The organism is Actinomycetospora aeridis (assembly GCF_037400275.1).
In the GTDB taxonomy this organism is placed as follows: domain Bacteria; phylum Actinomycetota; class Actinomycetes; order Mycobacteriales; family Pseudonocardiaceae; genus Actinomycetospora; species Actinomycetospora aeridis.
In genome coordinates this window covers 86,900-111,066 of sequence record NZ_JBBEGL010000013.1, presented here as the reverse complement: position 1 = coordinate 111,066, position 24,167 = coordinate 86,900, and the positions used below count along the sequence as shown (strand labels likewise).

The window sequence follows — 24,167 nt, the reverse complement described above, 5'->3', positions numbered from 1 at the left end:
CGCTCGGTGGGGTGACCGGCCCTGGTGAGCTATGTTGGGGCCTATCGGCCCGAACTTCGCTCACATACCCGCGTCACCACAGGTCGCGGGTGAACCAGTGCTGCGCGTGGGGGTTGGCGTTGTAGGGCGCGGTCTCGACGAAGCCCTCGCTCGCGTAGAGGGCGCGGGCCTCGGTGAGGTCGCCGGCGGTGTCGAGCACCAGCCTCCGCAGCCCGGCCTCGCGGGCGAGGTCGGTCAGGTGCGCGAGCAGGCGCCGGCCCAGCCCCTTCCCGCGGGTGGACGGGTCGACCCACATCCGCTTGATCTCCCCCGCCCCCGGCGGCACGTCGGCGCCCTCGAGCCGCAGCCCCGCGCAGCCGACGACCCGCTCCCCCTCCTTGGCGACGACCAGGACGCCGGACGGCGGGGACAGGGCGAGCGGGTCGTCGGCGAGGAAGTCCTCCGACCACGTCGGCTCGGGGGCCTTCTCCGGCCAGCGCGCGGCGAGCTCGCCGGCGTAGGCCCGCAGGGCGCTGCGACCGTCGGGCGAGTCAGGGCGCACGGCGGACAGGACGATCTCCACGGGCCCATCCTGACGGGCCGCTCAGCGGTACTCGGGAGCCACCTCGCCGTTCCAGTCGACGAGCTGCACGATCACCCGGTTCGGGTCGCGCACCTGGAACGCGCGCTCGCCCCACGGCTCGGGGGTGAGCGGCATCGTGATCGTCACGCCCTCGCGCTCGAGCCGGGCGAGCTCGCCCTCGAGGTCGTCGACGACGAACGCGAGGATCAGCCCGGCGGCGTGCTCGTCCCGCTGGTCGGCGGGCAGCGAGGCCAGGCCCGTCCGCAGGAACACGACCGACACCCCGGCGTCCTCCCGACCCAGCGACGCGAACCCGTCGGCGGCCATCAGCTGCTCGAACCCGAAGTGGTCGGCGAGGAACGAGGCCGAGGCCTCGGGGTCGGCGACGGTCAACGAGACCGCGGACGCGGTGATCTTCATGGAATCCCCTTTCCGTACGCTGTACAACGTACGCCGTACAGAGACGATGTGCCATGATCGTTCGGTGGCCGACGACCCTGCCCGCACGCTCGCCCTGCTGTGGCGCGTCGAGCAGCCCGCCGGCACCCGCGGACCACGGCGGGGGCTGGTCCTCGACGACGTCGTCGCGCACGCGACCGCGCTGGCCGACGCCGGCGGCGCGGACGGGCTCGCGGGGCTGACGGTCCGGGCGCTCGCCAAGGACCTCGGGGTCGCCCCGATGACGCTCTACACCTACGTTCCCGGCCGCGACGACCTCGCCGACCTCGTCGTCGACGCCGCCTACGCCGCGATGGCCCGCCGCGACACCACCGGGCGCCCCTGGCGCGAGCGTCTCACCGCGGTCGCCGAGGAGAACCGCGCCCTGCACCGCGACCACCCCTGGACCGCCCGCGTCGACCCCGGGCGGCCGGTGCTCGGCCCCGGCGAGACGGCGAAGTACGAGCACGAGCTCGCGGCGTTCGACGAGCTCGCCGAGAGCGCCGGGCTCGACGACGTCGACCGTGACGCCGCCCTGACCTTCCTGCTCGACGTCACGCGGGCGGCGGCGCTCGTCGAGCAGCAGTCGGCCGACGGGTCGCACGGCGCCGCGTGGTGGGCGGCGCGCGCGCCCGTGCTGGCGCAGGTCCTCGACCCCGGACGCTACCCGCGGGCGGTCCGCGTCGGCGCCGCGGCGGGCGCGGCCCAGGACTCCGCCCGCGACCCCGACCGGGCCTGGCGCTTCGGGCTCGCGCGGGCGCTCGACGGGCTCGCGGCGCTGATCAGCTGAGCACGTGCCGGGCCCGCCCGGCGCCCCATCCCACGACGAGCAGCGGCACGACGAGCACCAGCATCACGACCAGCGGGACGGTCCAGCCCCCGCTCGCGTCGTGCAGCGCACCGAGGGCGAACGGCCCCAGCGCGGCGAGCGTGTAGCCGACGCCCTGCGCCATCGCCGAGAGCTCGGCGGTGTGCTCGGTGTCCGGGGAGCGCAGCGTGATCAGCAGCAGGCCGAGCGCGATGTTGGAGCCCTGCGCGACCCCGAGCAGCACCATCCACAGCACCGAGAACGACTGCGGCGCGAGGATCAGCCCGCCGTAGCCGACGACGTAGAACATGCTGGTCGTCACGACGACCACGCTCTGGGACGGGCGGCGCATGGCGAACGACGGGGCCGTCGCCGAGAACACGAGACCGACGAACCCGGCGAGCGACAGGAGCAGGCCGCCCTCCGCCGGCGTCCGCCCGGCGTCGACGAAGATCGTCGGGATCCACGCCGACAGGGCGTAGAACTGCAGCGACTGCAGGCCCATGAACAGCGTGACCTGCCAGGCGAGCGGGTCGCGCAGCAGCGCGCTGCGCAGCGACTGCCCCTCCCGGGCGGGCGGCGGGGGCACCGTGCGCCGCCGTGCCCGCGGGAGCCACACCACCAGCGTCGCGAGCGTCAGCAGGCCCCAGAGCCCGAGCGTGCCGCTCCAGTCCAGGCCGGTCAGGCGCTGCATCGGCACCGTGACGGCGGCCGCCACCGCGCCGCCGCCGGTCAGCACCATCGAGTACGCGCCGGTCATCGCGCCGGTGCGGTGCGGGAAGTCGCGCTTGACCAGCGTCGGCAGGGACACGTTGCCGATGGCGATGGCGGTGCCGACGAGCACGCTGCCGACGAGGATCACCGCGAGAGCGGAGACCAGCCGCAGCGCGATGCCGATCGCGAGGACGACGAGCGCGGCGACGAGCAGCCGCTCGAGCCCCCAGCGCCGCGCCAGCCGGGGCGCGACGGGCGCGAGCAGACCGAAGCACAGCACCGGGAGGCTGGTCAGCAGCCCGGCGACGCCGCTGGAGACGCCGAGCGCCTCCCGCGCCTGGTCGACCAGCGGCGCGACGCCGACCACCGGCGGGCGCAGGTTGGCCGCGAGCAGGAGGACCGCGAACGCGGCGAGGAGGCCGCCGCGGCGCACGTCCGCGGCACCGGCCGTGGGCGTCGGGGCAGCGCTCACGACCACGCCTGCGCGACCTCGCCCGCCCGGGCCCGGCCCTGCTCCCGCCCGGCCCGCGCGGAGGCCGGCATCGTCGCCGGGTCGAGGACGTTGGTGCCGAACGCGGCGACGGAGGTCTCGTCGGCGAGCACCGCCACCGCGGTCGAGTCCGGGTGCTGCTCGGCGCGGTGCTCGATCTCCTGGGTCACCGAGCGGAACGGGCCGCCCGCCGGCGGGTCGAGCGGGGCGACGACGACGAGCCGGTCGGCCGGGCCGGTGACGTCGAAGCCGTCGTCGTCGGCGCGCGCGACGTGCACGATCGAGGCGACCCCGCCGTCGATGTAGCGCCGCGTGCCGGCCGTCATCGGCGGCCACACGCCGGGCACGGCGCAGCTCGCCGCGACGGCGTCGACGAGCCGCACGCGGGTCTCGCGCGTGAAAACCGCGAGGTGCCCGGTCTCCGCATCCACGGCGGAGATCCGGAGGTCGACCTTCGGCCAGTCCTTCACCGGCAGGCGGGCGTCGATCACCGCGAGGCGCTCGGCCTCCGGCGGCGTGTCGGCGGCCAGCGCCCACGCGCCGAGCCGGGCCCGCATCTCCCCCGCGTCGCGTGCTCCGTCCATCGCGGCGGCGAGCTCGGCGCCGAGGGCCTCCATGTCCAGGTTCGCGGGCGGTCCCGTGCTCTCCGCCTGCCCGGTCAGGTGCTGCTCGTGCACCGCGGCCAGGTCGACGCCCGTCGCGAGCAGCGTCCCGACGACCGAGCCGGCCGAGGTGCCGACGATGCGGTCGGCGAGCCCCAGGTCGACGCCGCCCTCGGAGAGGCCGACGAGGACGCCGACCTCCCACGCGATGCCGGCGAGGCCGCCGCCACCGAGGACGAGCGCGCGGACGGGCGGGGTGGTGCGAGCGTCGGTGGTCACCGCGACACCCTCCACCCCGTCGGCACGCCGCGCACGACCGATGTCACGGATCGCACGATTCACGCCGGCGGCAGGCGCACGAGGACGTCGGAGAGCCGGGTCGTCTGCTCGTCATCCTGGTTGTCGTCGCTGACGAGCAGGACCCGCAGGGCGCCGTCGGCGGTGCGCCCGAGCACGGTCATGCCCTCGACGTTGTCGAGCAACGGGTTCGCCTGGGCCTGCTGCGACGCCGCACCGAGGCTCGGGCAGGCGCCGAGGTCGGCGAGCAGGGTGCGGGGCACGGGGCGGGCGTCGGTGACGCCGCGGGGGTCGGCGAGCGCCAGGTGCACGGTGTTGCCGACGCCGGAGGTGTAGGAACGCTCGACGACGAGCAGGCGCCCGTCACCCGTGGCGGCGAGCTCGGAGACGTCGAGACCGGCGTCGGGCCGGTAGGCGTACTCCGGGCCCGGCACACCGCCCGTCCAGGTCGGGAACCGCCGCACGCCGGGGTCGTCACCGTCGAGCGGGCCCTCCATCGCCGCGACCACCGGCCCGCCGGGGGTGAGGACGGCGACGCCCTCGAGGGTCTTGTTGCGCCGGGCCCGCTCGGCGGTGGCGGGCGGGACGTCGAGCCGGCCGAGCACCCGCCCGGAGGCGTCGTACCGCCGCACCGAGGGCTCGGCCTCCGAGGTGACCAGTCGCGTGCCGTCGGCGTCGACGGCGAGCCCCTCGGCGTCCAGCGACGCACCCGTCTCGTCGACCAGCGGGACGGCATTCGTGGGCCGCCGCGTGCGCGGGTCGAGGGTGAAGAGCACCGAGCGGTCGGACAGCGCCAGCAGGCTGCCGTCGCGGTCGACCGCGAGGCCCGAGAGGCCCGTGACCGGCCACGTCCGGCGCGCGCCGTACTCCGCGCCGTCGAGGGTGTCGGAGAACCCGGTGATCGCGACGCCGGGCGAGCACGGCGCCGGGGCGACGGTCGCGGACGTCGGCCCCGGCGCCGCGCTGCACGCCGCGAGCGTGGCGAGCGTCGCGAGCAGGAGCGCGATCAGCGCAGCTCTGGTCACGCTGCGCAGCGTGCCGCACCGCGGTGAACGGCGAGTGCGTGGAGTTACGGACACTGGATGACAGCGGCGCCACGCCGCTGACACGGTCAACCCCGGTTCTTCTCCGCCGCGGCCACGCGTTCGATCACCGTGAGTACGGAGTCCGGGTTCAGCGACATGCTGTCGATCCCCTGCTCCACGAGGAACTCGGCGAGGTCGGGGTGGTCGCTCGGACCCTGGCCGCAGATGCCGACGTAACGGTCCTTGGCGTGGGCCGCCTCGAGGAGCATCGTGATCATCTTCTTGACCGCCGGGCTGCGCTCGTCGAACAGGTGCGTGAGGCGGTCGTCGTCGCGACCGATGCCCAGGGTGAGCTGGGTGAGGTCGTTCGAGCCGATCGAGAAGCCGTCGAACCGGTCGGCGAACTCGTCGGCCTGCAGGATGTTCGACGGGATCTCGGCCATGACGTAGACCTGCAGGCCGTCCTGCCCGCGCTCGAGGCCGTACTCCGCCATCGTCTCGAGGACCCGGTCGGCCTCCTCGGGGGTGCGGCAGAACGGGACCATGACGATGACGTTGGTGAAGCCCATCGTCGTGCGCACCCGCTGCAGCGCCCGGCACTCCAGCGCGAAGGCCTCGCGGTAGTCGTCGCTGTAGTAGCGCGACGCCCCCCGCCAGCCCAGCATCGGGTTCTCCTCGTCGGGCTCGAACTGCGTCCCGCCGAGCAGGCCGGCGTACTCGTTGGTCTTGAAGTCCGAGAGGCGGACCACCACCGGCTCCGGGTACTGCGACGCGGCGATCGTCGCGACCCCGCGGGCGAGGTGGTCGACGAAGTACTCGCCCTTGTCCTCCCAGCCCGCGGTCAGCTCCTCGATCTGGGCCTTCGCGTCGGCGTCGGAGACCTCGTCGAGGTGCAGCAGCGCCAGCGGGTGGGCCTGGATGACGTTGTTGACGAGGTACTCCATGCGCGCCAGCCCGATCCCGTGGGCGGGCAGGCGCCACCACTGCATCGCGGCGGCCGGGCTGCCGATGTTCATCATCACGCGCGTCTGCGGCTGCGGCACCGACTCGAGGTCGAGCTCCTGCTCCTCGTACGCGAGCAGCCCCTCGTACACGTGCCCCTCGTCGCCCTCGACGCACGAGATCGTCACCTCGCGCCCGTCGCCGAGCACCTCGGTGGCGTTCCCGGTCCCGACGATCGCGGGCACGCCCAGCTCGCGGCTGACGATCGCCGCGTGCGACGTGCGACCGCCCCGGTCGGTGACGATCCCGGCGGCGCGCCGCATGATCGGCACCCAGTCCGGGTCGGTCATCTCGGTGACGAGGACCTTGCCGTCGGTGAAGCTGTCGACGTCGTCGGCCGACGCGATCACCTGCACCTCGCCGGCCGCGATCGCCTGGCCGATCGCCAGACCCGAGACGATCACCTCGCCGGACTCGGTGAGGCTGAACGTCGAGAGCGTCCCCGCCCCGGCCCGCGACTGGACGGTCTCCGGGCGCGCCTGCACGACGAAAAGCTCACCGGAGCGCCCGTCGCGGGCCCACTCGACGTCCATCGGGCGCTCGTAGTGCGCCTCGATGACGGTGCCCCAGCGGGCGAGCTGGAGGATCTCGTCGTCGTCCAGGACGAGAGCGCGACGCTCCTCGTCGGTGGTCTCCTCGTTCGCGGTCGGCTCGTCGCCGGAGTCGGTGTAGACGAGCTTGCGCTCCTTGGCCCCGATCGTCTTCGCGAGGATCGGGACGAGGTCGGCGTTCTCCAGGAACGGCTTGTAGACCGTGTACTGGTCCGGGGTCACCTCCCCGCCGACGACGTTCTCGCCGAGGCCCCAGGCCGCGTTGATGATCGCGGTGTCGGGGAAGCCGGTGTCCGAGTCGATCGTGAACATCACGCCCGCCGACCCGAGGTCGGAGCGCACCATCTTCTGCACGCCGATGGAGAGCGCCACGTCGGTGTGCTCGAAGCCCTGCTCGACGCGGTAGCTGATGGCGCGGTCGGTGAACAGCGAGGCGTAGCAGTCCTTGCAGGCGGCGAGCAGCGCGTCGGCGCCGGTGATGTTCAGGTAGGTGTCCTGCTGGCCCGCGAAGCTCGCGTCGGGCAGGTCCTCGGCGGTCGCGCTGCTGCGCACGGCGACGTCGACGTCGGTCGTCTCGTAGCGTTCCCCCAGCTCCGCGTAGGCGGACCGGATCGCCTCGGCCGTCGCGTCGGGGAACTCCGCCCGGTCGAACAGCTCACGGATCGCCCGCCCGGCGTCGGCGAGCTCACGGCGGCCGTCGGAGAGCTCGGCGAGGATGCCCGCGATCTCGTCGTCGAGGTCGTTGGCCTGCAGGAACGAGCGGTACGCCGTCGCCGTGGTCGCGAAGCCCCCCGGCACGCGGATGCCCCGGCCGGCCAGGTTGCCGATCATCTCGCCGAGCGAGGCGTTCTTGCCGCCCACCTCCTCGACGTCGCCGGAACCCACCGTCTCCAGCCAGCGGACCTCGTCGGCCACCGCATCCTCCTCGTCCGGGGGCCGCGCGCCCCGTCGTTCCCGCCACGACGATCGCGCACGGCCGAGCACCGGACGGAATCCCCCGGCCCGTGCCCCCGGGAAACCGGGGACCGATTCAGGACGCGGGGCGCACCAGCCGGGCGACGAGCCGATCGATCTCGGCGTCCGGGTCCGCGGTCAGCCCGGTGTGCACGGGCCCGGGCTGCAGGACGGTGCTGCGGGGCGCGGTCAGCCAGCGGAACCGCTCCCCCGGCGACAGCACCGCCGCCGGCCCCTCGCCCCGTACCGCCCGTTCCCAGGCGTCGACGGCGTCACGGACCGCGTCGAGGTCGACGCCGGGGTGCAGTGCCCGCAGGCGCTCGAGGTCGGGAGCAACCCGGGCGTCGAGGTGCTCACGGTGCCGGCAGTAGAGCAGGACGCCGACGTTGACGAGCTCGCCGCGCTCGATGTCGGGCACGACCCGCAGCAGGGCGTACTCGAAGGTGTCGCGTCCGTCCCCGGTCACGTCGGCACCCACGCCTCACGGACGGCGAGGCGGCCGAGCAGGTGCTCGACGTAGGCCTCGCGGAGAGCGTCGGGCTCCGCGGCACCGGCGTCGGCCAGCCACACGTCCGGGACGCGGGCGACGACGTCGACGAGCAGGCCGGCGTCGATCCGCCCGGCCAGCTCGGCGTCGGCCTCGGCGCGGGCGGTGGCGGCGGGCGCGAGGACGTGGTCGCCCGCGTCGTAGGGCCGGGCGACGGCGGCCGCCGCGCGGGCCCAGGAGTGGTGGAAGTACAGGCAGGCGCCGTGGTCGATGAGCCACAGGTCGCGGTGCCAGCGCAGCAGGTTCGGGTTGCGCCAGGAGCGGTCGACGTTCTCGACGAAGGCGTCGAACCACAGCACCCGCGACGCCTCGGCCGGGTCGACGCGGTGCGCGACCGGGTCGAAGCCGATCGCGCCGGGCAGGAAGTCCATGCCGAGGTTGTCGCCGCCGCTGCGCGCGAGCAGCTCCTGGACCTCCCAGTCGGGCTCGGCGCGGGCGATGACCGGATCGAGCTCGAGCACCACCAGCTCCGGCACGCGCAGCCCGAGCCGCCGGGCCAGCTCGCCCGCGATCACCTCGGCCACCAGCGCCTTCGGCCCCTGGCCGGCGCCGACGAACTTGGCGACGTAGGTGCCGAGATCGGCGGCCTCGACGAGCCCTGGCAACGACCCGCCCTCGCGCAGCGGGGTGACGTACCGGGTGGCGACGACCCGGCGCAGCGCGGACACGGGGCCATCCAACACGCTCACGCCTCGCTCACGCCTCGCTCATGCCTCGGGCACGACCTGCAGGCGCCGCAGCAGGAAGAGGCACGCCACGGCGATGTCGTTCCACGCCGTCGCCGCCTCGGCCCGCGGCCAGTCGATCTTCTCGCGGAGCGCCCGCGCGGTCGGCAGGACCTTCGACAGGTCGCAGGCGTGCTCGTTGAGCGCGGCGAGCTTGCCGATGACGAGGTCGGTGGCGTCGACGACGGGCATCGACACCGAGAGCACCTCCTGCTCCACGGCGCGGCCGAGCAGCTCGTCGTCCACCGTCTCGCCGGCCAGGCGGAACAGGACGTCGACCATCGCCCCGTCGGTGTAGACCTTGAACAGCCAGTCCTCGGGCGGCTGCCGCACGTCGAGGCCGGCCTCGCCGAGCACCGACGCCGCGCGGTCGGCGTCCGCCTCGGCGACGACGAAGTCGACGTCGTTGTCCGGCTCCGGGCCGCCGAGCGCCCAGCCCGCGTAGCCACCGGCGAGGGCGAACCCGACGTCCCCCGCACGCAGGGTGACCGCGACGCGCTTGAGCGCCTCGCGCCGGCCGGCACCCTCGGGATCGCTCATCGACGGATTCCCTACCCCGGGTGGAGGCCGGACGAACCCGGGGAACCCGGGGGCTCGTGCGACTCGGGACATGGAACGTGCTGCACGGGGCCGCCACCGCGGACGGACCCGTCGACCTGCGACGCTTCACCGACGCCGTCGGCGGGCTGGACGTCGACGTGCTCGGCCTGCAGGAGGTCGACCGCGCCCAGCCCCGCTCGGGCGGGACCGACCTCACCGCGGCGGCCGCCGAGGCGATGGGCGCCGTCGAGCACCGCTTCGCGCCGACCCTCTACGGAGTGCCCGGATCGTGGACCGCGGCCGACGTCCCCGACGCCCCCGCCTACGGCGTCGCGCTGCTGTCCCGCTACCCGGTCGACCACTGGCGCGTGGTGCCGTTGCCGCGCCTGCCGCGCGACATCCCGATGGTGCTCGGCCGGCCCCGCCGCCTCGTCGTCGTGCGCGACGAGCCCCGCACCGCGGTGGCCGCCCGCGTCGTCGGCCCCCACGGCCCGGTCACCGTCGTGACCACGCACCTGTCGTTCATCCCGGGGTGGAACCTCGTCCAGCTGCGCCACCTCGTACGCGCCCTGCGGGACGAGGACCCCCTGGTGGTCACGGGCGACCTCAACCTCGGCGTCCGCCGCGCCGGGCTCGCGAGCGGGCTGCGCGGGCTCGCCGCCGGGCGGACGTTCCCCTCCGACGCCCCGCGCCGGCAGATCGACCACATGCTCGGCCGGGGCGTGGTCGCCTCCGCGCCGCGCGTGCACCACCCGCCGGTCTCCGACCACCGCGCCCTGTCGGCGACCGTGGTGCCCGCCGACTGAGGCGCCGCGTCGCCGAGGTGGCGGGCGAGGGTCACCCCCGCTGCGTGGCAGGCACCCGGGGAGTCCCTCGCTCCCCACGCTCAGGCGGCGAGGACGGGCGCCCGCTCGGCGGCCGGAGCCACGCGGCGCGGCGCGCGGAGCACGGCGACCGCGAGACCGACCGTGCCGATCGCCTCGAACAGCTCGACCTGCAGCCCGGTGAGCACCGGCGCCTCGGGCAGCGGGACGAGGACGCCGAGCGCGGAGAGCACGAACGCCACGCCGATCCAGCGCGGCACGGGGGCGTGCACGATCAGCGCGACGCCGACGAGGAGCACGCCTGCGACGAAGACGAGGCCACCGACCGTCTGCAGGGTCACGAACGACGGGGCGGCGAGGATGGTGCCGTCGGCGGGCACGAGGTCGGGCCGGGTCCCGACGATGTCGCGGGCGACGAAGCCCTCGACGACGAGGTGCGACTGCGCCGACAGGGCGTTGCCGGTCATGTAGAGCCCGAAGCCGGCCAGCCCGAGCAGCCCCACCCGCGGGGCGAGCCGGGCGTAGGCCGCGGGCAGCCCGAGCATGAGCAGCACCGCGCCGGCGTAGAGCAGCAGGTACGCCGGTGGGCCGCCCTCGGCGGTCATCGACGCCACGGAGTGGGACTGCCCCTCGACGACGGGGTGCAGCATGCCGCCCGCGAGCCCGGCGACGCCCGAGGCGCCGAGCGCGACGGCACCGAGGGTGTGGACGAGACGGCGTGTGACGATCACGGAAGGCTCCCTGGCTCACGGAGACCCGGTCGGCCTCCTGCTACCGGAGATCGTCACTCCCCGTGCTTGTGAACGACTTGCAGCTCGTCGCGGAGCGCCTCGGACTCCGCCCGCCAGTGGGGTGCGCCGATCCGGTCGGCGAGCGCGGCGACGCGGTCGAGAGCCGCGAGCACCTCCCGGGGCTCGCCCGCGGCGACGGCGGCGCGCGCCAGCACGAGGTCGACGGGGCCGAGCACGAGCTGCCCGTTGACGGTGTGGACGAGCCGCCCGCGCCACGGCGCGAGGTCGCTCCGGGTGCGCCGCAGCACCTCCGCGTCGCCCAGGCGGGCGGCGGCCAGGCACTGGAGCGCGGTCTCGAGCAGCCACGTGCCCTCGCGGGGCAACGGCGGCAGCGGCCAGCCCGACCGCGCCCGCTGCTCCTGCCCGGCGTCGAGACGGGCGTGCACGAGCAGGACCGCGACCGGCGCGGGGTCGCGCGCCGCGATCTCCTCGAGCTCGCCGAGCATCGACGAGGCGTCGCCGGCGGCCACCGCGAGCGTCGTCATCGACCAGACGCGGATGACGCGGCCGTTGGGGTCGCCGGTCGCGGCGAGCCGGGCGGTGAGGTCGTCGAACGCCGCCCGAGCGGCGTCGGTGCGCCCGCGCACGTGGTCGAGGGTCGCCTCGAACAGCGCGATCGAGAGCAGCAGGACCGGGAGCTGGCCGCCGGTCGCGACGGCGGCGGCGTCGTCCAGGTGGCGCCGGGCCCCGTCGAGGGCGCCGCGGCCGACCGCCTCGGCCGAGAGCACGAGGTGGGCGAGCGCGCGGTGCTCGGGCAGCGACGCGCGGACGGCGAGCGCGAGCATCTCCTCGCCGGTGCGCCGGTGGTGGTCGGGGTCGGGCACGGCGAACGTGTGCAGGTACTCGACGTTGAGCGCTCGGCACAGCAGCCGTGGGTCACCGATCTCCCGGGCGAGCGCGAGCGCCTCGACCGCCGCGGGCCTGCCGATCTCCAGGTTCCACGGCTCGCACTCGTGGGCGAGGGCGAGCAGGAGGTCGGCGCGCAGCGCGCGGTCGTCGATGAGCGCGAGGAGCTCCTGCAGGCGGGCGATCGCGGCGGCGTTGTCCTCGTCGCTGGGCCGGGTGCTCCACAGCGTCGTCACGTCCCAGCGCCACGCCCGCGCCTCGAGGGCGAGGTCGCCGAGCCCCTGGGCCGCCGCGACGGCACGGGCGCGCTCGGCGCGGGCGGCCACCAGGTCCCCGCTGGCGGCGAGCGCGCGGACCAGCTCGCCCTGGGCGTCGACGCGGCCTGCCGGTGTGCCGCCGCCCAGGTCGTGGGCGCGCAGGACCGCCCGCCACCAGCGCACCGCGTCGTCGACCGCCCCGGCCTCGCGGGCATCCCGGGCGCCACGGGCGAGGTGGGCGAGGGCGCGCGGAGCGGTGGCCGCCGAGAGCGCGACCTCGGCGTGGTGGGCGAGGGCGTGGATGCGGTCGGGGTGGTCGCGCTCGAGGACGTCGAGCAGCGCGAGGTGCAGGCGCGCGCGACGTAGGGGCGGGGTGCGCTCGGCGAACGTGTCGCGGATGAGCGCGTGGGCGAACCGCAGCCCCGTGTCGGGCGCCTCCACGAGCAGCCCGGCGACGACGCCGGTGTCGAGGTCGTCGAGCAGGTCGTCGTCGGCGAGCCCGCCGCGCAGCGCGTCGACGGCGAGCAGGAGGTCGACGTCGGTGTCCCGGCCGAGCACCGCCGCCCGCGTCAGCGTCGCCACCGCTCGCGCCGGCAGGCGCTCCACGCGGCGGTCGATCAGCTCCCGCACCCCGGCCGGCACGCCCCGCGCGGCGACCTCCACCCCCTCGGACGCGACGAGCCTGCCGAGCTGGCCGAGGAACAGCGCGTGGCCGGCGGCTCGCTCGACCAGGGCGCGCCAGAGCCCCTCGGGGAGCTCGCGGCCCACGACACGGCGCAGCAGCGTGCGCGCCGAGGCGGCGTCGAGCCCACCGAGCGCGATGCGGTCGGCGGTGCGGCCTGCGAGCAGCGCGAGGGTGCGCGCGAGCTCCTCGGACACCTCGTCGTCGCGGAAGCTCGCGAGCACGAGGACCGGGTCGGTCGACGACGTCACGAGGTGGCGCAGCACCTGCAGCGTCTCGCCGTCGGCACGGTGGACGTCCTCGACGACCAGCACGGCGAGCCCGTCCCGCACGGCGCCCCGGAGCGCGCTCGCCAGCTCACCGGTGAGCGTGAAGGCGTCGCGGGCCTCCGGCGGGGAGCCGGTGTGCCGGGCGAGCAGGTCACGCCACGCCCACCCCGGCGGGGCGCCGTCGACCTCCGAGCACTGGGCCCGCAGGACGCCGTCGCCGAGCTCGGTCGCCACCTGCTCCAGCAGCGCGGACTTCCCGCTGCCCGCCGCGCCCTCGACCCACGCCACCGCGGCCCCGCGCCCGCCGGCCGTGGCCCGCGCGGCGCGGTGCAGGCGCGCCCGTTCGTCGCTGCGCCCGAGGAAGGTGGTCGCCCCTGGTGCAGCGAACGTCCTGTTCGCTGCTTCTACGCGTCCGAAGTCCCCGTTCGCACTCGCGGCGGGCGCCCCCGAAGTGTCCGCGGAGTGGCGTCGCTGACGCTGGACGTCCGTATCGCCACGCGCTCGATCGGGACCTGCCGACGGGGCAGCCTCTCCCGCGAGGACCGCCGATTCCGCGGCGCGGAGGTCGGCGCCCGGGTCGACGCCCAGCTCGTCGACCAGGCGCTCGCGGGTGGCGCGGACGACCGCGAGGGCGTCGCCCTGCCGGCCTGCGGCCGCGAGCGTGCGGGCGAGGACGGCGGCGGTGCGCTCGCGCAGCGGGTCGTCGCGGACGACGGCCTCGAGGTCGGCGAGGGCGTCGTCGGGTCGTCCCACGGCGATGGCCGCCGCGCCCGCGATCTCGGCCGCCGAGGCGCGGGTGGCGACCAGCCGGTCGACCTCGGCCGCGGCCCACGGCTGGTCGGCCGACGCCGCGTAGGGCGGGCCGGCCCACCGGGACCGCGCCGCCGCGAGGTGGGTGAGCGCGCCCTCGGGGTCGCCCTCGTCGAGCGCCCGGCGGGCCGCCGCGACGAGTGCCACGTGGTGCCAGGCGTCGACGGCCTCGACGGGGAGCTCGAGCCGGTAGCCGGGCGTGGCGCTGACCAGCACCTGGGCGGGCCGGCGCGGGGCGCGGTCGGGTTCGAGGACGCGTCGCAGGTGGGAGACGTAGGCCTGCAGGGCGCCGGTGGCCCGCGGCGGCGGCTCACCGGCCCAGAGGTCCTCCACGAACCGGTCGGTGGGCACGACCGCGCCGTTCGCCGCGACGAGCAGCGCGAGCACGGCCCGCTGGCGGGGCCCGCCGAGATCGAGACGTCGCCCGTCGAGGTGGGCGCGGACCTCGCCCAGCACCCCGATCTCCAGCACGCCGGTCAGCGTACGGAGATCGCGATCACCGGCGGGTCCGGGCCGACCTCGACACCTGACCACGCCGCCCGGGGCGTCCGGCGTCGTGGTGACGCCGGACGCCCCGGGCGGGCTGGGGAGCGGACATGGTCCGTCGGGCTGCGGTCAGCTGCAGCCGCTGGTGGAGCCGCAGCCCTCGCAGACGTAGCAGGAGCCCGCGGGGCGCATCTTCGTGCCGCAGGTGAGGCAGAGCGGCGCGTCGGCCGCCTTGCCCTGCTGGAGCTCGAGCAGCTCCGTGGAGCTGCCGACCGACACGTCGGCCTTCCGCGCCGCCGGGGTGTGCTCCTCGTCCGTGGACACGTCCACCGACGTGCGCAGCGAGTCGACGTCGACCGCCGGCTCCGCCGAAGGAGCGGGCGCGGCGGGCGTTCCGGTGCCGTAGTCGGTGGCAGCCACCTGGGCCGAGCGCTCGTCCGCCGAGAAGATGCCCAGCTGGGCGCGCTTCTCGTAGGGCAGGTGGTCGAGCGCGATGCGACGGAACAGGTAGTCGACGACGCTCGTGGCCATGCGGACGTCGGGGTCGTCGGTCATGCCCGCGGGCTCGAAGCGCATGTTGACGAACTTGGAGACGTAGGTCTCCAGCGGCACACCGTACTGCAGCGCAATCGAGATGGCCATCGAGAACGCGTCCATGACACCGGCGAGCGTCGAGCCCTGCTTCGACATCTTGACGAAGATCTCACCGAGACCGTCGTCGGGGTAGGACCCCGCCGTCATGTAGCCCTCGGCGCCCGCCACGGCGAACGACACCGTCTCGCTCGGGCGCTTCTTCGGCAGGCGCTTGCGCACCGGGCGCTGCTCGGTGACGGCGGGTGTCGCCTCGGTGGCCTTCTCGGCGGTGTTCTTCTTGCCGGTGGACAGCGGCTGGCCGACCTTGCAGTTGTCGCGGTAGATCGCGAGCGCCTTGAGCCCCAGCTTCCAGGACTCGAAGTAGATCTCCTCGACGTCCTCGACGGAGGCCTGCTCCGGCATGTTGACCGTCTTGGAGATCGCGCCGGAGATGAACGGCTGGACCGCGGCCATCATCCGCACGTGGCCCATCGGCGCGATCGAGCGCTGGCCCATCGCGCAGTCGAACACCTCGTAGTGCTCGGGACGCAGGCCCGGGGCGTCGACGACGTGACCGTGCTCGGCGATGTACTCGACGATCGCCTCGCTCGTCTCGGCCGGGTAGCCCAGGACGTCGAGCGCGCGCGGGATGGTCTGGTTGACGATCTGCATCGAGCCGCCGCCGACCAGCTTCTTGAACTTGACCAGCGAGAAGTCCGGCTCCACCCCCGTGGTGTCGCAGTCCATCATGAAGCCGATGGTGCCGGTGGGCGCGAGCACGCTGGCCTGGGCGTTGCGCCAGCCCTGGCGCGCGCCGATCTCGATGCCGTCCTGCCACTGCCGCGTCGCCGCGTCGCGGATGCGGGCGTCCTCGCGGTGCAGCGTGCGGATGGCGTCGTTGCCCGCGGCGTGCTTGCGCATGACGCGACGGTGGGCGTCGGCGTTGCGGGCGTAGCCGTCGTACGGCGCGACCGCGCCGGCGAGCTCGGCGGAGCGGCGGTAGGCGGTGCCCGTCATCAGCGAGGTGATCGACGCGGCGAGCGCGCGGCCGCCCTCGGAGTCGTAGGCCCGGCCGGTGGCCATGAGCAGGGCGCCGAGGTTGGCGTAGCCGATGCCGAGCTGGCGGAAGGCGCGGGTGGTCTCGCCGATGGGCTCGGTGGGGAAGTCGGCGAAGCAGATCGAGATGTCCATCGCGGTGATGACCAGCTCGACCGAGCGCACGAAGTCGTCGACGCGGAAGGTGTTGTCGGCGTCGAGGAACTTCATGAGGTTCAGCGACGCGAGGTTGCAGCTGGAGTTGTCCAGGTGCAGGTACTCCGAGCACGGGTTGGACGCGGTGATGCGTCCCGACTCGGGCGACGTGTGCCAGTCGTTGATCGTGTCGTCGTACTGCAGGCCCGGGTCGGCGCACTCCCAGGCGGCCTCGGCCATGCTGCGGAAGAGCTGCTTGGCGTCGACGGTGTCGATCACCTCGTTGGTCATCCGCGCCCGCAGGCCGAACTCCGAGCCGGACTGCACCGCGCGCATGAACTCGTCGGAGACCCGCACCGAGTTGTTGGCGTTCTGGTACTGCACCGAGGCGATGTCGGCGCCGCCGAGGTCCATGTCGAACCCGGCGTCGCGCAGGACGCGGATCTTGCGCTCCTCGTCGCGCTTGGTGGCGACGAACTCGGCGACGTCGGGGTGGTCGACGTCGAGCACGACCATCTTCGCGGCGCGCCGCGTGGCCCCGCCCGACTTGATGGTGCCCGCCGAGGCGTCGGCGCCGCGCATGAACGACACCGGCCCGGAGGCGGTGCCGCCCGAGGACAGCAGCTCCTTGGACGAGCGGATGCGCGAGAGGTTGAGGCCGGCACCGGAGCCGCCCTTGAAGATCAGGCCCTCCTCGCGGTACCAGTTGAGGATCGACTCCATCGTGTCGTCGACCGACAAGATGAAGCAGGCGCTGACCTGCTGCGGCGACGTGGTGCCGACGTTGAACCAGACCGGCGAGTTGAAGCTGAAGTACTGGTGCAGCAGCATCCAGGTCAGCTCGTGGGAGAAGACCTCGGCGTCGTCCGGGGTCGCGAAGTAGCCGTGCTGCGTGCCCGCCGCGGTGTAGGTGCTGACCACCCGGTCGATGAGCTGGCGCAGGCTCGACTCGCGCGCCTCGGTGCCCTGGGCGCCGCGGAAGTACTTGCTGGTGACGATGTTGACGGCGTTGACCGACCAGGACTGCGGGAACTCGACGCCACGCTGCTCGAAGTTGATCGAGCCGTCGCGCCAGTTCGTCATCACCACGTCACGGCGTTCCCACACGACCTCGTCGTAGGGGTGGACCCCCGCGGTGGTGTGGACACGCTCGATCGTCAGACCCCGCCGCGGCGCGGCGGATCCGGACTCCTCGGACGTGGTGCCGACGGTCTCCGTCATCGGTGCCATCCCTCTGTTCGTCGATCGCGACGGTCCGGCGGCGCTTCCCCACGCTCCGACCCCGTCACTGTGTCTCCCCGACCGTCAGTCCCCGGCCCGTGCCGCCGGCACGTCCGACCGCACGTCTGCCGCCGACTCCCCCGCAGTGTCGCCCCGACCCCCGACATCCCCGGGCTGCGCGGCGGCGCGCAGGTCGGCGATCTCGGCCTCGAAGTCGGCCACGCAGGAGAAGTTCCGGTAGACGCTGGCGAAGCGCAGGTACGCCACCTCGTCGAGCTCGCGCAGCGGCCCCAGGATGGCCATGCCGACCTCCTGGCTGGGCACCTCGGCGGTGCCCGCGGCCCGGATCGTCTCCTCGACACGATGGGCCAGCTGGGCCAGGGCGTCCGGGTCGACCGGGCGTCCCTGGCAGGCCCGGGCCACACCGCGCACGACCTTGTCGCGGCTGAACGGCTCGGTGACCCCACTGCGCTTGACCACGGCGAGCACCGGCTCCTCGACGGTGGTGAAGCGCTTGCCGCACGACGAGCACGACCGGCGTCGCCGGATCGCCTGCCCTTCGTCCGCCTCGCGCGAGTCGACGACCCGGGAGTCGGTGTGCCGGCAGAACGGACACCGCATGCCGACTCCCCCCTCCCGCGTCGCGGCCCCTCGGCCGGAGTTGTCCCCACCCCCGCGACCCGGACCCTGCTCTCCCGCCGTCCCTGGGGACGGAACTGGGGATCACCGGGCCCGATCCGTGGATCGAGCGCCCCTGCCGGTGGAGCACCACCGTCGTTCCCGTGGAGAACCCTGTGGAAGGAGTCTCTCCGGTGTGCACAAGCTGTGGACTAACTACACCAGTGTAACCACTAGATGTTGGGGTGGGACGGTAGCGACGCGCGGACTCGGGATGCAACTCCCCGGACGGCTCCCGGACACCGGGGCGCCGAACGGACGTCGACCGAGGGCCAGCGGGCCGCGATGTGGAACAAGGGGACGCGCGGTGCCCGAGTGGGTGTCCCGACGACGCACCGACCGCCGGGCGACACCCGCGCCCGACGACACACCCGACGACACACCTGCCGAGCCCCCCGCGGGGAGCGGACGCGACGCGCCCGCGCGGCGCTCAGCCGGCGGTGGGCACCACGAGCGGTCGGCCCGGCGCCACGGCCGAGCCCTCCAGGCCGTTCAGCTCGCGGATCCGCGTGACGACGGCCCCGGCGTCGGCGCCCGGCGCCACCCGCCCGGCCACGTCGGTGAGCGACTCGCCCGCGCCGACGACGGCCACCGTGGTGCCCGCCGGCGCCGGGCCCGACGGGGCCGGCACGTCCCCGGACGGCACGACCATGCCGAGCAGCACGCCGGCCAGGACGCCGAGCAGCACGCCCAGGACCGCGACGGCGGCGACGCGACGGCGGCGCAGCACCGTGGGCGTGACGGCACCGCGCGGGGCGCCGGCGTCGTCACGACGCGCACCTCCCCCGGCGACGCGCGGCCGCACCGGGGGCAGCACGGTGGCCGCGCGACGCCCGGAGGGACGGACCGGACCGCGGACGTCCTCCGGGCGCGCCGGACGGGAGCCCGCCGGCTGGGGGCGCCCCACCGGGCGGGCGACGCGGGCCGGCGCGGCGGGCGCCACACCTCCGGGCGACACGGACCCGGCGACCTCCGCCGCGCGCGGACCCGGCACCTCGACATCGCAGCGGCCCTGCGGGCCGGTGGTCCCGACGGTCATGTCGACCTCCTCGACTTCGCACATCCGTTCGATCGAACGCGTGTGCGATGTCTAGCATCGACCCCCGACAACGTCGACGAATCGCCCGGCGTGTCGTTCGAACACGTGTTTGATCCCGCCGGTGCTCGGCGCTAACTTCGCCGTCGAACCCCCCGCCGCCCGCGCGGGGCGCGACGCCCGTCGAGGGCGACGCGGACGACGTCGGAAAGGACACGGCCATGGCACGCACGCCCCGGGGCCCGGACGGGACCGAGGAGACGGGGGCAGCGCCCGAGGTGGCCCCCGAGTCGGCCGCCGCCGTCGTGCCGGCCCGGGTGCACCCCTTCCCCGAGCCCGCCGACGCCGACGCGTCGCCCGGGCTCACCCCCCGGCAGCGCAAGGTCCTCGAGGTCATCCGCGACCACGTGGAGCGCAACGGCTATCCGCCGAGCGTCCGCGAGATCGGCGACGCCGTCGGGCTGACGTCGACGTCCTCGGTGGCCCACCAGATGCGCACCCTCGAGAAGAAGGGCTACCTGCGCCGCGACCCCAACCGGCCGCGCGCGCTCGACGTCCGCCTCCCCGAGGAGCTCGAGGGCGCCGGCGCCGAGCCCGCCGTGCACACCGAGGAGATCCGCTCCGACCGGCCCGCGCCGACCTTCGTGCCGGTCGTCGGCCGCATCGCCGCCGGTGGGCCGATCCTCGCCGAGCAGGCCGTCGAGGACGTCTTCCCCCTGCCCCGCGAGCTGGTCGGCGAGGGGTCGCTGTTCCTGCTCAGCGTCGTCGGCGACTCGATGATCGACGCCGCCATCACCGACGGCGACTGGGTGGTCGTCCGCCAGCAGCCCGTCGCCGACAACGGCGAGATCGTCGCGGCGATGATCGATGGCGAGGCCACGGTGAAGACGTACAAGCGCAAGGACGGCCACATCTGGCTGATGCCGCACAACGACGACTTCGAGCCGATCCCGGGCGACGAGGCCACGGTGCTCGGCAAGGTCGTGGCGGTGCTGCGCCGGCTCTGACGGCCGGGCCCCTCCCCGACGGCTTGCCGTCGGAGGGCGCCCGACCTACCGTCAGGTCATCTGATGACCTGAGGAGTGTCGTGCGGGCGGTACGCCGAGGTGGGCTGGTGGAGCAGGTGATCGACGCGCTGACCGCGCCGATCGAGAACGGCGAGTGGCCGCCGGGGCACCGGTTGCCGGCGGTCACCGACCTGGCCGCGGAGCTGGAGGTCGGCCGGTCGACGGTCCGCGAGGCCGTCCAGGCGCTGGCGCACCGCGGGCTGCTCGAGGTGGCCCAGGGGCGCGGGACGTTCGTCGCCGAGGAACCGGGCGCCGGGACGTGGACGCTGACGCTGCGGCGCACCGAGGCGCTCGACGTCTACGAGGCCCGACGCGGTCCGGAGATCGAGGCCGCCCGCCTCGCCGCGCTGCGCCGCACCGACGACGACCTCGTCGCCATCGAGGCCGCGGTCGCCGACCGGCGCAAGGCCCGCACCTGCGGGGCGGTCGGCGAGTGGGCCGCCGCCGACCTCGCGCTGCACCGCGCCGTCGTGACGGCGACCCACAACCCCGTCCTCGGCCGGATCTTCGACGCCCTCGCCGACGGCGTCCACGACTCGTTCACGCACACCAGCGCCGACCCGGGCTCCGGCGTCGACACCGCCGCCGAGCACGACGCGCTCGTGGACGCCATCGCCCGCCGGGACCCCGAGGCGGCCGCCGCCGCGACCCGCGGCTACCTCGACGCCTGCGAGGGCGAGCTCCGCGGGCTGCTGGGCGGTACGGCGTGACCGGTCGCCGACGGGCCCTCGCGCTCGCCGTCGAGCACGGGGTCGACGACCTCTACCAGGGCGCGGTCCCGGCCCTCGTGCCCGCGCTCGTCGCCGTGCGCGGCTGGGACCTCACCCGCGCCGGCGGCATCGTGCTGGCCGCGACCGTGCTGTCCTCGCTGGCCCAGCCGCTCTTCGGCCTGGTCACCGACCGTCGGCGGATGCCGCGCCTGCGCATCCTCGGGATGCTCCTCGCCGCCGCGGGTGTCGGGGCGGTCGGGCTCACCGACTCCTACCTCGCGACCTGGTGCGCCGTCCTGCTCTCCGGCCTCGGCATCGCCGCCTACCACCCGGAGGCGGCCCGGGCCGTGCACGCGACCGGTACCGGCGACCGCGGGATGGGGTGGTTCACCGTCGGCGGGCTGGCCGGGTTCGCGGCCGGTCCCGCCGCGGTCGGGCTCGTGATCGGCGGTCTCGGGCTCGCGGCGACGCCCCTGCTCGCGGTGCCCGCGGTCGTCGCGGCGGTGCTGGGGCTGCTCCCCCGCCGGCGTCCGGGGCCGGTCACGACGTCGTCCGAGCAGCCGGTGGTCGAGGGACGGGAGGACTGGCGCCGGTTCGGGTGGCTGACGGGCGTGGTCGTCACCCGCTCGATCGCGTTCTACGGGCTCAGCGCCTTCCTCGCCGTGCACCTCACGATGCGCTTCGGGTTCGGCCCCGCGCTGGCCGCGACCACGCTGGGGATCTTCACCGGCGCCGGCGCGGTGGCCACCGTCGCGAGCAGCGCGCTGACCCGGCGCTGGGGGCGCACCGCGGTCCTGCGCTGGTCCTACGTCGCCGCCGTGCCGCTGCTCGCGGCCACACTGGTCGCGCCGTCGCCCGTCCTCGCGCTCGCCGCGACCGGGCTGCTCGGGGCGGCGCTCGGCGTGCCCGTCCCCGTGCACACCACCCTCGGCCAGGCCTACCTGCCGCGGCACCTCGGGCTCGCGGCGTCCGTGACGCTCGGGCTCGCCGTGAGCGCCGGCGGGCTCGCCTCCCCCGCCCTCGGCGCGCTCGCCGACCACCGGGGCACGACGGTCGCGCTCGCGGTGCTCATCGCCGGTCCGGCGCTCGCGGCGGTGCTGACGCTGGCGCTGCGGGACCCGGCCGACCCGGCCGTCCCGACGGCGCGAACGGGGACTCCGGACGCCTAGAAGCAGCGAACGCCACGTTCGCTCCGACCTCGGGACGGCGACGGCGCTCCCGCACCCAGCCCCGGACGCCGAGCGTGACGACGACGGCGCCGACCGCGAGCACCGCGATCGGGATGCCGAGGCCCCAGAAGCGCTCGGCCGCGCCGCCACGGGACGCGACGAGCCCGCCGACGAGCACCAGCGGGACGAGCAGCGCGGGGAGCGCACGGTGCAGGGCCGGTTCCACGGCCCGAGCCTGACCTGGCGCGCCCGCCGGCACCATGCGCGATCCCGAGAGCCAGCCTCTGCCTCAGACAGAGGCAGCGCGGCGGAGGTGCTCGGCGAGCTCGTCGACACCGGGCGCCGGGCGGGCGCCACGGCGCAGGACCAGGGTCCGGCGCGCGAACGGCTCGGCCAGTTCGCACACCGCGAGGCCGCGCGCAGGGTCGACGACGTGGCGCGGGACGACCGCGAGCCCGACCCCGGCCGCGGCCAGGTCGACGACGGTGCCGAGGTCCACCGCGCGCCCGCGGTGGCGGGGCACCGGCGCGTGCTCGCCGAGGTTGGCCTCGAGGGTCTGCGCGAGCGGGGCGTCGGGCTCGAGGCCGACCAGGGGGTGCTCGGCGGCCTCGGCGAACGTCATGGCCGCGCGGCCCCCGGGGGCGCCGCCGGGCGGACCGACCACGACCAGCGAGTCGTCGGTGAGGCGGTCCTCGGGGCGCGGCGGGTCGTCGCGGGCGTCGACGACGACCACCCCGAGGTCGGCCTCGCCGTCGGCGAGCATCCGGACGGTGTCGGCGCTGCGCCGCTCGCGGGTGACGACGTCGACGTCCGGGTGGGCGACGAGGAAGTCCACGAGCGCGCGGGGCACCAGCCGGCGCATCGCCGAGCTCCCCGCCAGCAGGGTCACCGGGGTGCCCGCCGGGCGCCGGTACCCCGCGACCGCGCCCTCGAGGCGCCCGAGGTCGTCGAGCACCTCCCCGGCGTGGCGCGCGAGCGCGCTGCCCGCCGGCGTCGGGCGCACCCCGCGTCGCCCGCGCACGAGCAGCTCGACGCCGGCGTGGTGCTCGAGCGCGCGGACGCGCGCGCTCGCGGACGGGAGGCTGAGGTGCAGGCGGGCCGCCCCCGCGGTGATCGACCCCTCGGCGACGACGGTCCGGAAGAGCCGTAGGTCGAGCAGGTCGTAGCGCACGCCGGCAGCCTACGGCCGCAGCGGAGCCACATCGGTGGAGCGAACGCGGACTTCCGACGCATAGAAGCAGCGAACAGCCCGTTCGCTGCGGAAGGCCCGGGGCGGAGCGAGGTCAGCCCCGGCGCCGGCGCGCGACCGCCACGACGGCGACGAGCGCGAAGACGCCCGCCGCGACGGCCAGGACCACGCCGATGGTCGCGAGCGGCTCCGGGAGGCCGGCGCGGTCCGGATCGGCGACCGGAGCGGGCGCCGGCGACGTCGCGGACGACCCCACCAGCCCCGTCGCCCCGGGCACCGCGTGCAGCGGCGCCGGGGGCCCGCCCTCGGGCGTCTCCCCCGTCGCGAGCAGCGTCCCGTCCGGCGCGAAGGCCAGCGCCTCGCCCTGCACCTCGCCCGGCAGCGGGACCCGCACCGGCATCCCGGCCAGCGCGGCCACGACGTCGTCGGCGGTCGCGCTGCCGCCCGGGGCGAGGTAGAGCCAGGCGTCGGCGTAGGTGCGCAGGGCGACGACGCGCCCGTCCGCGGAGATCGCGCCGCCGGTGTAGGAGCCGGCACCGAGGGACGTGATCGCCTCGCCGGGCACGACGACCTCGCCGGCCCGGCGCAGCGTGCCCCGGTCCCCGTCACCCGCGGGCGCGTCGGCCACGTACACCCCGCTGCGCCCGCCCAGGTCCTTGGTGACGATCACCGGGCGCCCGTCGCCGGGCACCAGCAGCGACTCGGCGTCGTGCGCCCCGTCCGGGTAGGTGAACCGGGTGACCGTCTCCTCCCCCGCGGGCGAGACCCGCAGGATCGCCACGGTGCTGCGCTGCCGGTCGTTGTCGCCGACGTCGGCGAGCCAGAGCGTGCCGTCGGGCCCGCGCGCGAGGTCCTCGACGTCGCGGCCCTGCCGGGGCACCTCGATCTCGCCGTCCACCGCGCAGGTGTCGTCGAGCCGGTAGACGGTGCTCGGGTTCCCGCTGTCGTTGACGACCTCGTACGCGCCGCCGAGACCGTCGGCCGCCACGACCAGCCCCGACGTCTCGGCCAGGCGCGGGTCGTCGAGGGTGCAGCGCTCCTGCGGGCCGGCCCACGCCACGCCCGGCACGAGCAGGCCACCCACGACCAGCAGGACGAGCGCGAGCCGTCTCG

Annotated in this window: 21 protein-coding genes; 5 read left to right on the top strand and 16 right to left on the bottom strand. The window is 75.3% G+C overall.

From position 1 onward, the window contains the following. Window positions 1–73: 73 nt before the first annotated feature. Window positions 74–562 carry a GNAT family N-acetyltransferase gene (locus WCD41_RS28800; protein ID WP_337718683.1) on the bottom strand — a complete coding sequence of 163 codons (489 nt, stop codon included), beginning with the start codon at window positions 560–562 and terminating at the stop codon, window positions 74–76. A 21-nt stretch (window positions 563–583) separates the two neighbouring features. Continuing rightward, window positions 584–982, bottom strand: coding sequence for a VOC family protein (locus WCD41_RS28795; RefSeq protein ID WP_337718682.1), 399 nt, complete (start codon window positions 980–982; stop codon window positions 584–586). Between the two features lie 64 nt (window positions 983–1,046). Here WCD41_RS28795 and WCD41_RS28790 point away from each other — a divergent pair, with 64 nt between their 5' ends. Further along, window positions 1,047–1,790, top strand: a complete 744-nt coding sequence (locus tag WCD41_RS28790) for a TetR/AcrR family transcriptional regulator C-terminal domain-containing protein (protein ID WP_337718681.1) — start codon at window positions 1,047–1,049, stop codon at window positions 1,788–1,790. On the opposite strand, the gene WCD41_RS28785 is transcribed toward WCD41_RS28790, so the two are convergent. The 7 genes from WCD41_RS28785 to WCD41_RS28755 all read right to left on the bottom strand — a co-directional run bounded on the left by WCD41_RS28785 (window position 1,783) and on the right by WCD41_RS28755 (window position 9,255). After that, entirely contained in the window at window positions 1,783–2,994 is a 1,212-nt protein-coding gene (locus WCD41_RS28785) for a CynX/NimT family MFS transporter (RefSeq protein ID WP_337718680.1), read from the bottom strand. The genes WCD41_RS28790 and WCD41_RS28785 overlap by 8 nt on opposite strands. Beyond that, window positions 2,991–3,893: a patatin-like phospholipase family protein gene (locus WCD41_RS28780; protein WP_337718679.1), complete on the bottom strand. Its 903-nt coding sequence runs from the start codon at window positions 3,891–3,893 to the stop codon at window positions 2,991–2,993. Before WCD41_RS28780 ends, WCD41_RS28785 begins: the two co-directional genes overlap by 4 nt. Before the next feature lie 59 nt (window positions 3,894–3,952). Then, window positions 3,953–4,936, bottom strand: coding sequence for an esterase-like activity of phytase family protein (locus tag WCD41_RS28775; RefSeq protein WP_337718678.1), 984 nt, complete (start codon window positions 4,934–4,936; stop codon window positions 3,953–3,955). An 86-nt stretch (window positions 4,937–5,022) separates the two neighbouring features. Beyond that, window positions 5,023–7,404, bottom strand: coding sequence for a phosphoenolpyruvate synthase (gene ppsA / locus WCD41_RS28770; RefSeq protein ID WP_337718677.1), 2,382 nt, complete (start codon window positions 7,402–7,404; stop codon window positions 5,023–5,025). Between the two features lie 115 nt (window positions 7,405–7,519). Beyond that, on the bottom strand, window positions 7,520–7,909 hold the full coding sequence (locus WCD41_RS28765; RefSeq protein WP_337718676.1) for a DUF3037 domain-containing protein: 390 nt from the start codon (window positions 7,907–7,909) through the stop codon (window positions 7,520–7,522). Continuing rightward, the gene (locus WCD41_RS28760; protein WP_337718675.1) at window positions 7,906–8,679 is read right to left on the bottom strand and encodes a HipA family kinase; all 774 of its coding nucleotides are present in this window, start codon (window positions 8,677–8,679) and stop codon (window positions 7,906–7,908) included. The genes WCD41_RS28765 and WCD41_RS28760 overlap by 4 nt, the downstream gene beginning before the upstream one ends. Before the next feature lie 18 nt (window positions 8,680–8,697). After that, window positions 8,698–9,255, bottom strand: a complete 558-nt coding sequence (locus tag WCD41_RS28755; protein ID WP_337718674.1) for a nucleotidyltransferase family protein — start codon at window positions 9,253–9,255, stop codon at window positions 8,698–8,700. Between the two features lie 56 nt (window positions 9,256–9,311). Between WCD41_RS28755 and WCD41_RS28750 the strand changes: the two genes are divergently transcribed. Further along, on the top strand, window positions 9,312–10,061 hold the full coding sequence (locus WCD41_RS28750) for an endonuclease/exonuclease/phosphatase family protein (RefSeq protein ID WP_337718673.1): 750 nt from the start codon (window positions 9,312–9,314) through the stop codon (window positions 10,059–10,061). Between the two features lie 80 nt (window positions 10,062–10,141). On the opposite strand, the gene WCD41_RS28745 is transcribed toward WCD41_RS28750, so the two are convergent. The 5 genes from WCD41_RS28745 to WCD41_RS28725 form a co-directional block, all read right to left on the bottom strand. Then, complete coding sequence (locus WCD41_RS28745) at window positions 10,142–10,810, bottom strand: hypothetical protein (protein WP_337718672.1); 669 nt, start codon at window positions 10,808–10,810, stop codon at window positions 10,142–10,144. 53 nt (window positions 10,811–10,863) lie between these two features. Continuing rightward, window positions 10,864–14,205, bottom strand: coding sequence for an ATP-binding protein (locus tag WCD41_RS28740; protein WP_337718671.1), 3,342 nt, complete (start codon window positions 14,203–14,205; stop codon window positions 10,864–10,866). A gap of 144 nt (window positions 14,206–14,349) precedes the next feature. Further along, window positions 14,350–17,205, bottom strand: a complete 2,856-nt coding sequence (locus WCD41_RS28735; protein ID WP_337718670.1) for a vitamin B12-dependent ribonucleotide reductase — start codon at window positions 17,203–17,205, stop codon at window positions 14,350–14,352. Window positions 17,206–17,289: 84 nt separating this feature from the next. Further along, window positions 17,290–17,826, bottom strand: coding sequence for a transcriptional regulator NrdR (nrdR, locus tag WCD41_RS28730; RefSeq protein WP_337718669.1), 537 nt, complete (start codon window positions 17,824–17,826; stop codon window positions 17,290–17,292). 487 nt (window positions 17,827–18,313) lie between these two features. Then, window positions 18,314–18,922, bottom strand: coding sequence for a LysM peptidoglycan-binding domain-containing protein (locus WCD41_RS28725; protein WP_337718668.1), 609 nt, complete (start codon window positions 18,920–18,922; stop codon window positions 18,314–18,316). Between the two features lie 218 nt (window positions 18,923–19,140). Between WCD41_RS28725 and lexA the strand changes: the two genes are divergently transcribed. The 3 genes from lexA (at window position 19,141) to WCD41_RS28710 (ending at window position 21,865) form a co-directional block, all read left to right on the top strand. Then, window positions 19,141–19,926: a transcriptional repressor LexA gene (lexA, locus tag WCD41_RS28720; protein ID WP_337718667.1), complete on the top strand. Its 786-nt coding sequence runs from the start codon at window positions 19,141–19,143 to the stop codon at window positions 19,924–19,926. Window positions 19,927–20,033: 107 nt separating this feature from the next. Next, the gene (locus WCD41_RS28715; protein ID WP_337718666.1) at window positions 20,034–20,696 is read left to right on the top strand and encodes a FadR/GntR family transcriptional regulator; all 663 of its coding nucleotides are present in this window, start codon (window positions 20,034–20,036) and stop codon (window positions 20,694–20,696) included. Further along, window positions 20,693–21,865 carry an MFS transporter gene (locus tag WCD41_RS28710; RefSeq protein WP_337718665.1) on the top strand — a complete coding sequence of 391 codons (1,173 nt, stop codon included), beginning with the start codon at window positions 20,693–20,695 and terminating at the stop codon, window positions 21,863–21,865. The genes WCD41_RS28715 and WCD41_RS28710 overlap by 4 nt, the downstream gene beginning before the upstream one ends. 289 nt (window positions 21,866–22,154) lie before the next feature. Here the strand turns inward: WCD41_RS28710 and WCD41_RS28705 are convergent, their stop codons facing one another. Next, window positions 22,155–23,036, bottom strand: coding sequence for a LysR family transcriptional regulator (locus tag WCD41_RS28705; RefSeq protein ID WP_337718664.1), 882 nt, complete (start codon window positions 23,034–23,036; stop codon window positions 22,155–22,157). A gap of 112 nt (window positions 23,037–23,148) precedes the next feature. Continuing rightward, window positions 23,149–24,138: an NHL repeat-containing protein gene (locus WCD41_RS28700; RefSeq protein ID WP_337718663.1), complete on the bottom strand. Its 990-nt coding sequence runs from the start codon at window positions 24,136–24,138 to the stop codon at window positions 23,149–23,151. Window positions 24,139–24,167: the final 29 nt, after the last annotated feature.

Coding starts and splice junctions, on each gene's coding strand:
- WCD41_RS28795 (WP_337718682.1), bottom strand. CDS start 982: ATGAAGATCACCGCGTCCGCGGTCTCGTTGACCGTCGCCGACCCCGAG.
- WCD41_RS28755 (WP_337718674.1), bottom strand. CDS start 9,255: ATGAGCGATCCCGAGGGTGCCGGCCGGCGCGAGGCGCTCAAGCGCGTC.
- WCD41_RS28735 (WP_337718670.1), bottom strand. CDS start 17,205: ATGACGGAGACCGTCGGCACCACGTCCGAGGAGTCCGGATCCGCCGCG.
- nrdR (WP_337718669.1), bottom strand. CDS start 17,826: ATGCGGTGTCCGTTCTGCCGGCACACCGACTCCCGGGTCGTCGACTCG.
- WCD41_RS28725 (WP_337718668.1), bottom strand. CDS start 18,922: ATGACCGTCGGGACCACCGGCCCGCAGGGCCGCTGCGATGTCGAGGTG.
- lexA (WP_337718667.1), top strand. CDS start 19,141: ATGGCACGCACGCCCCGGGGCCCGGACGGGACCGAGGAGACGGGGGCA.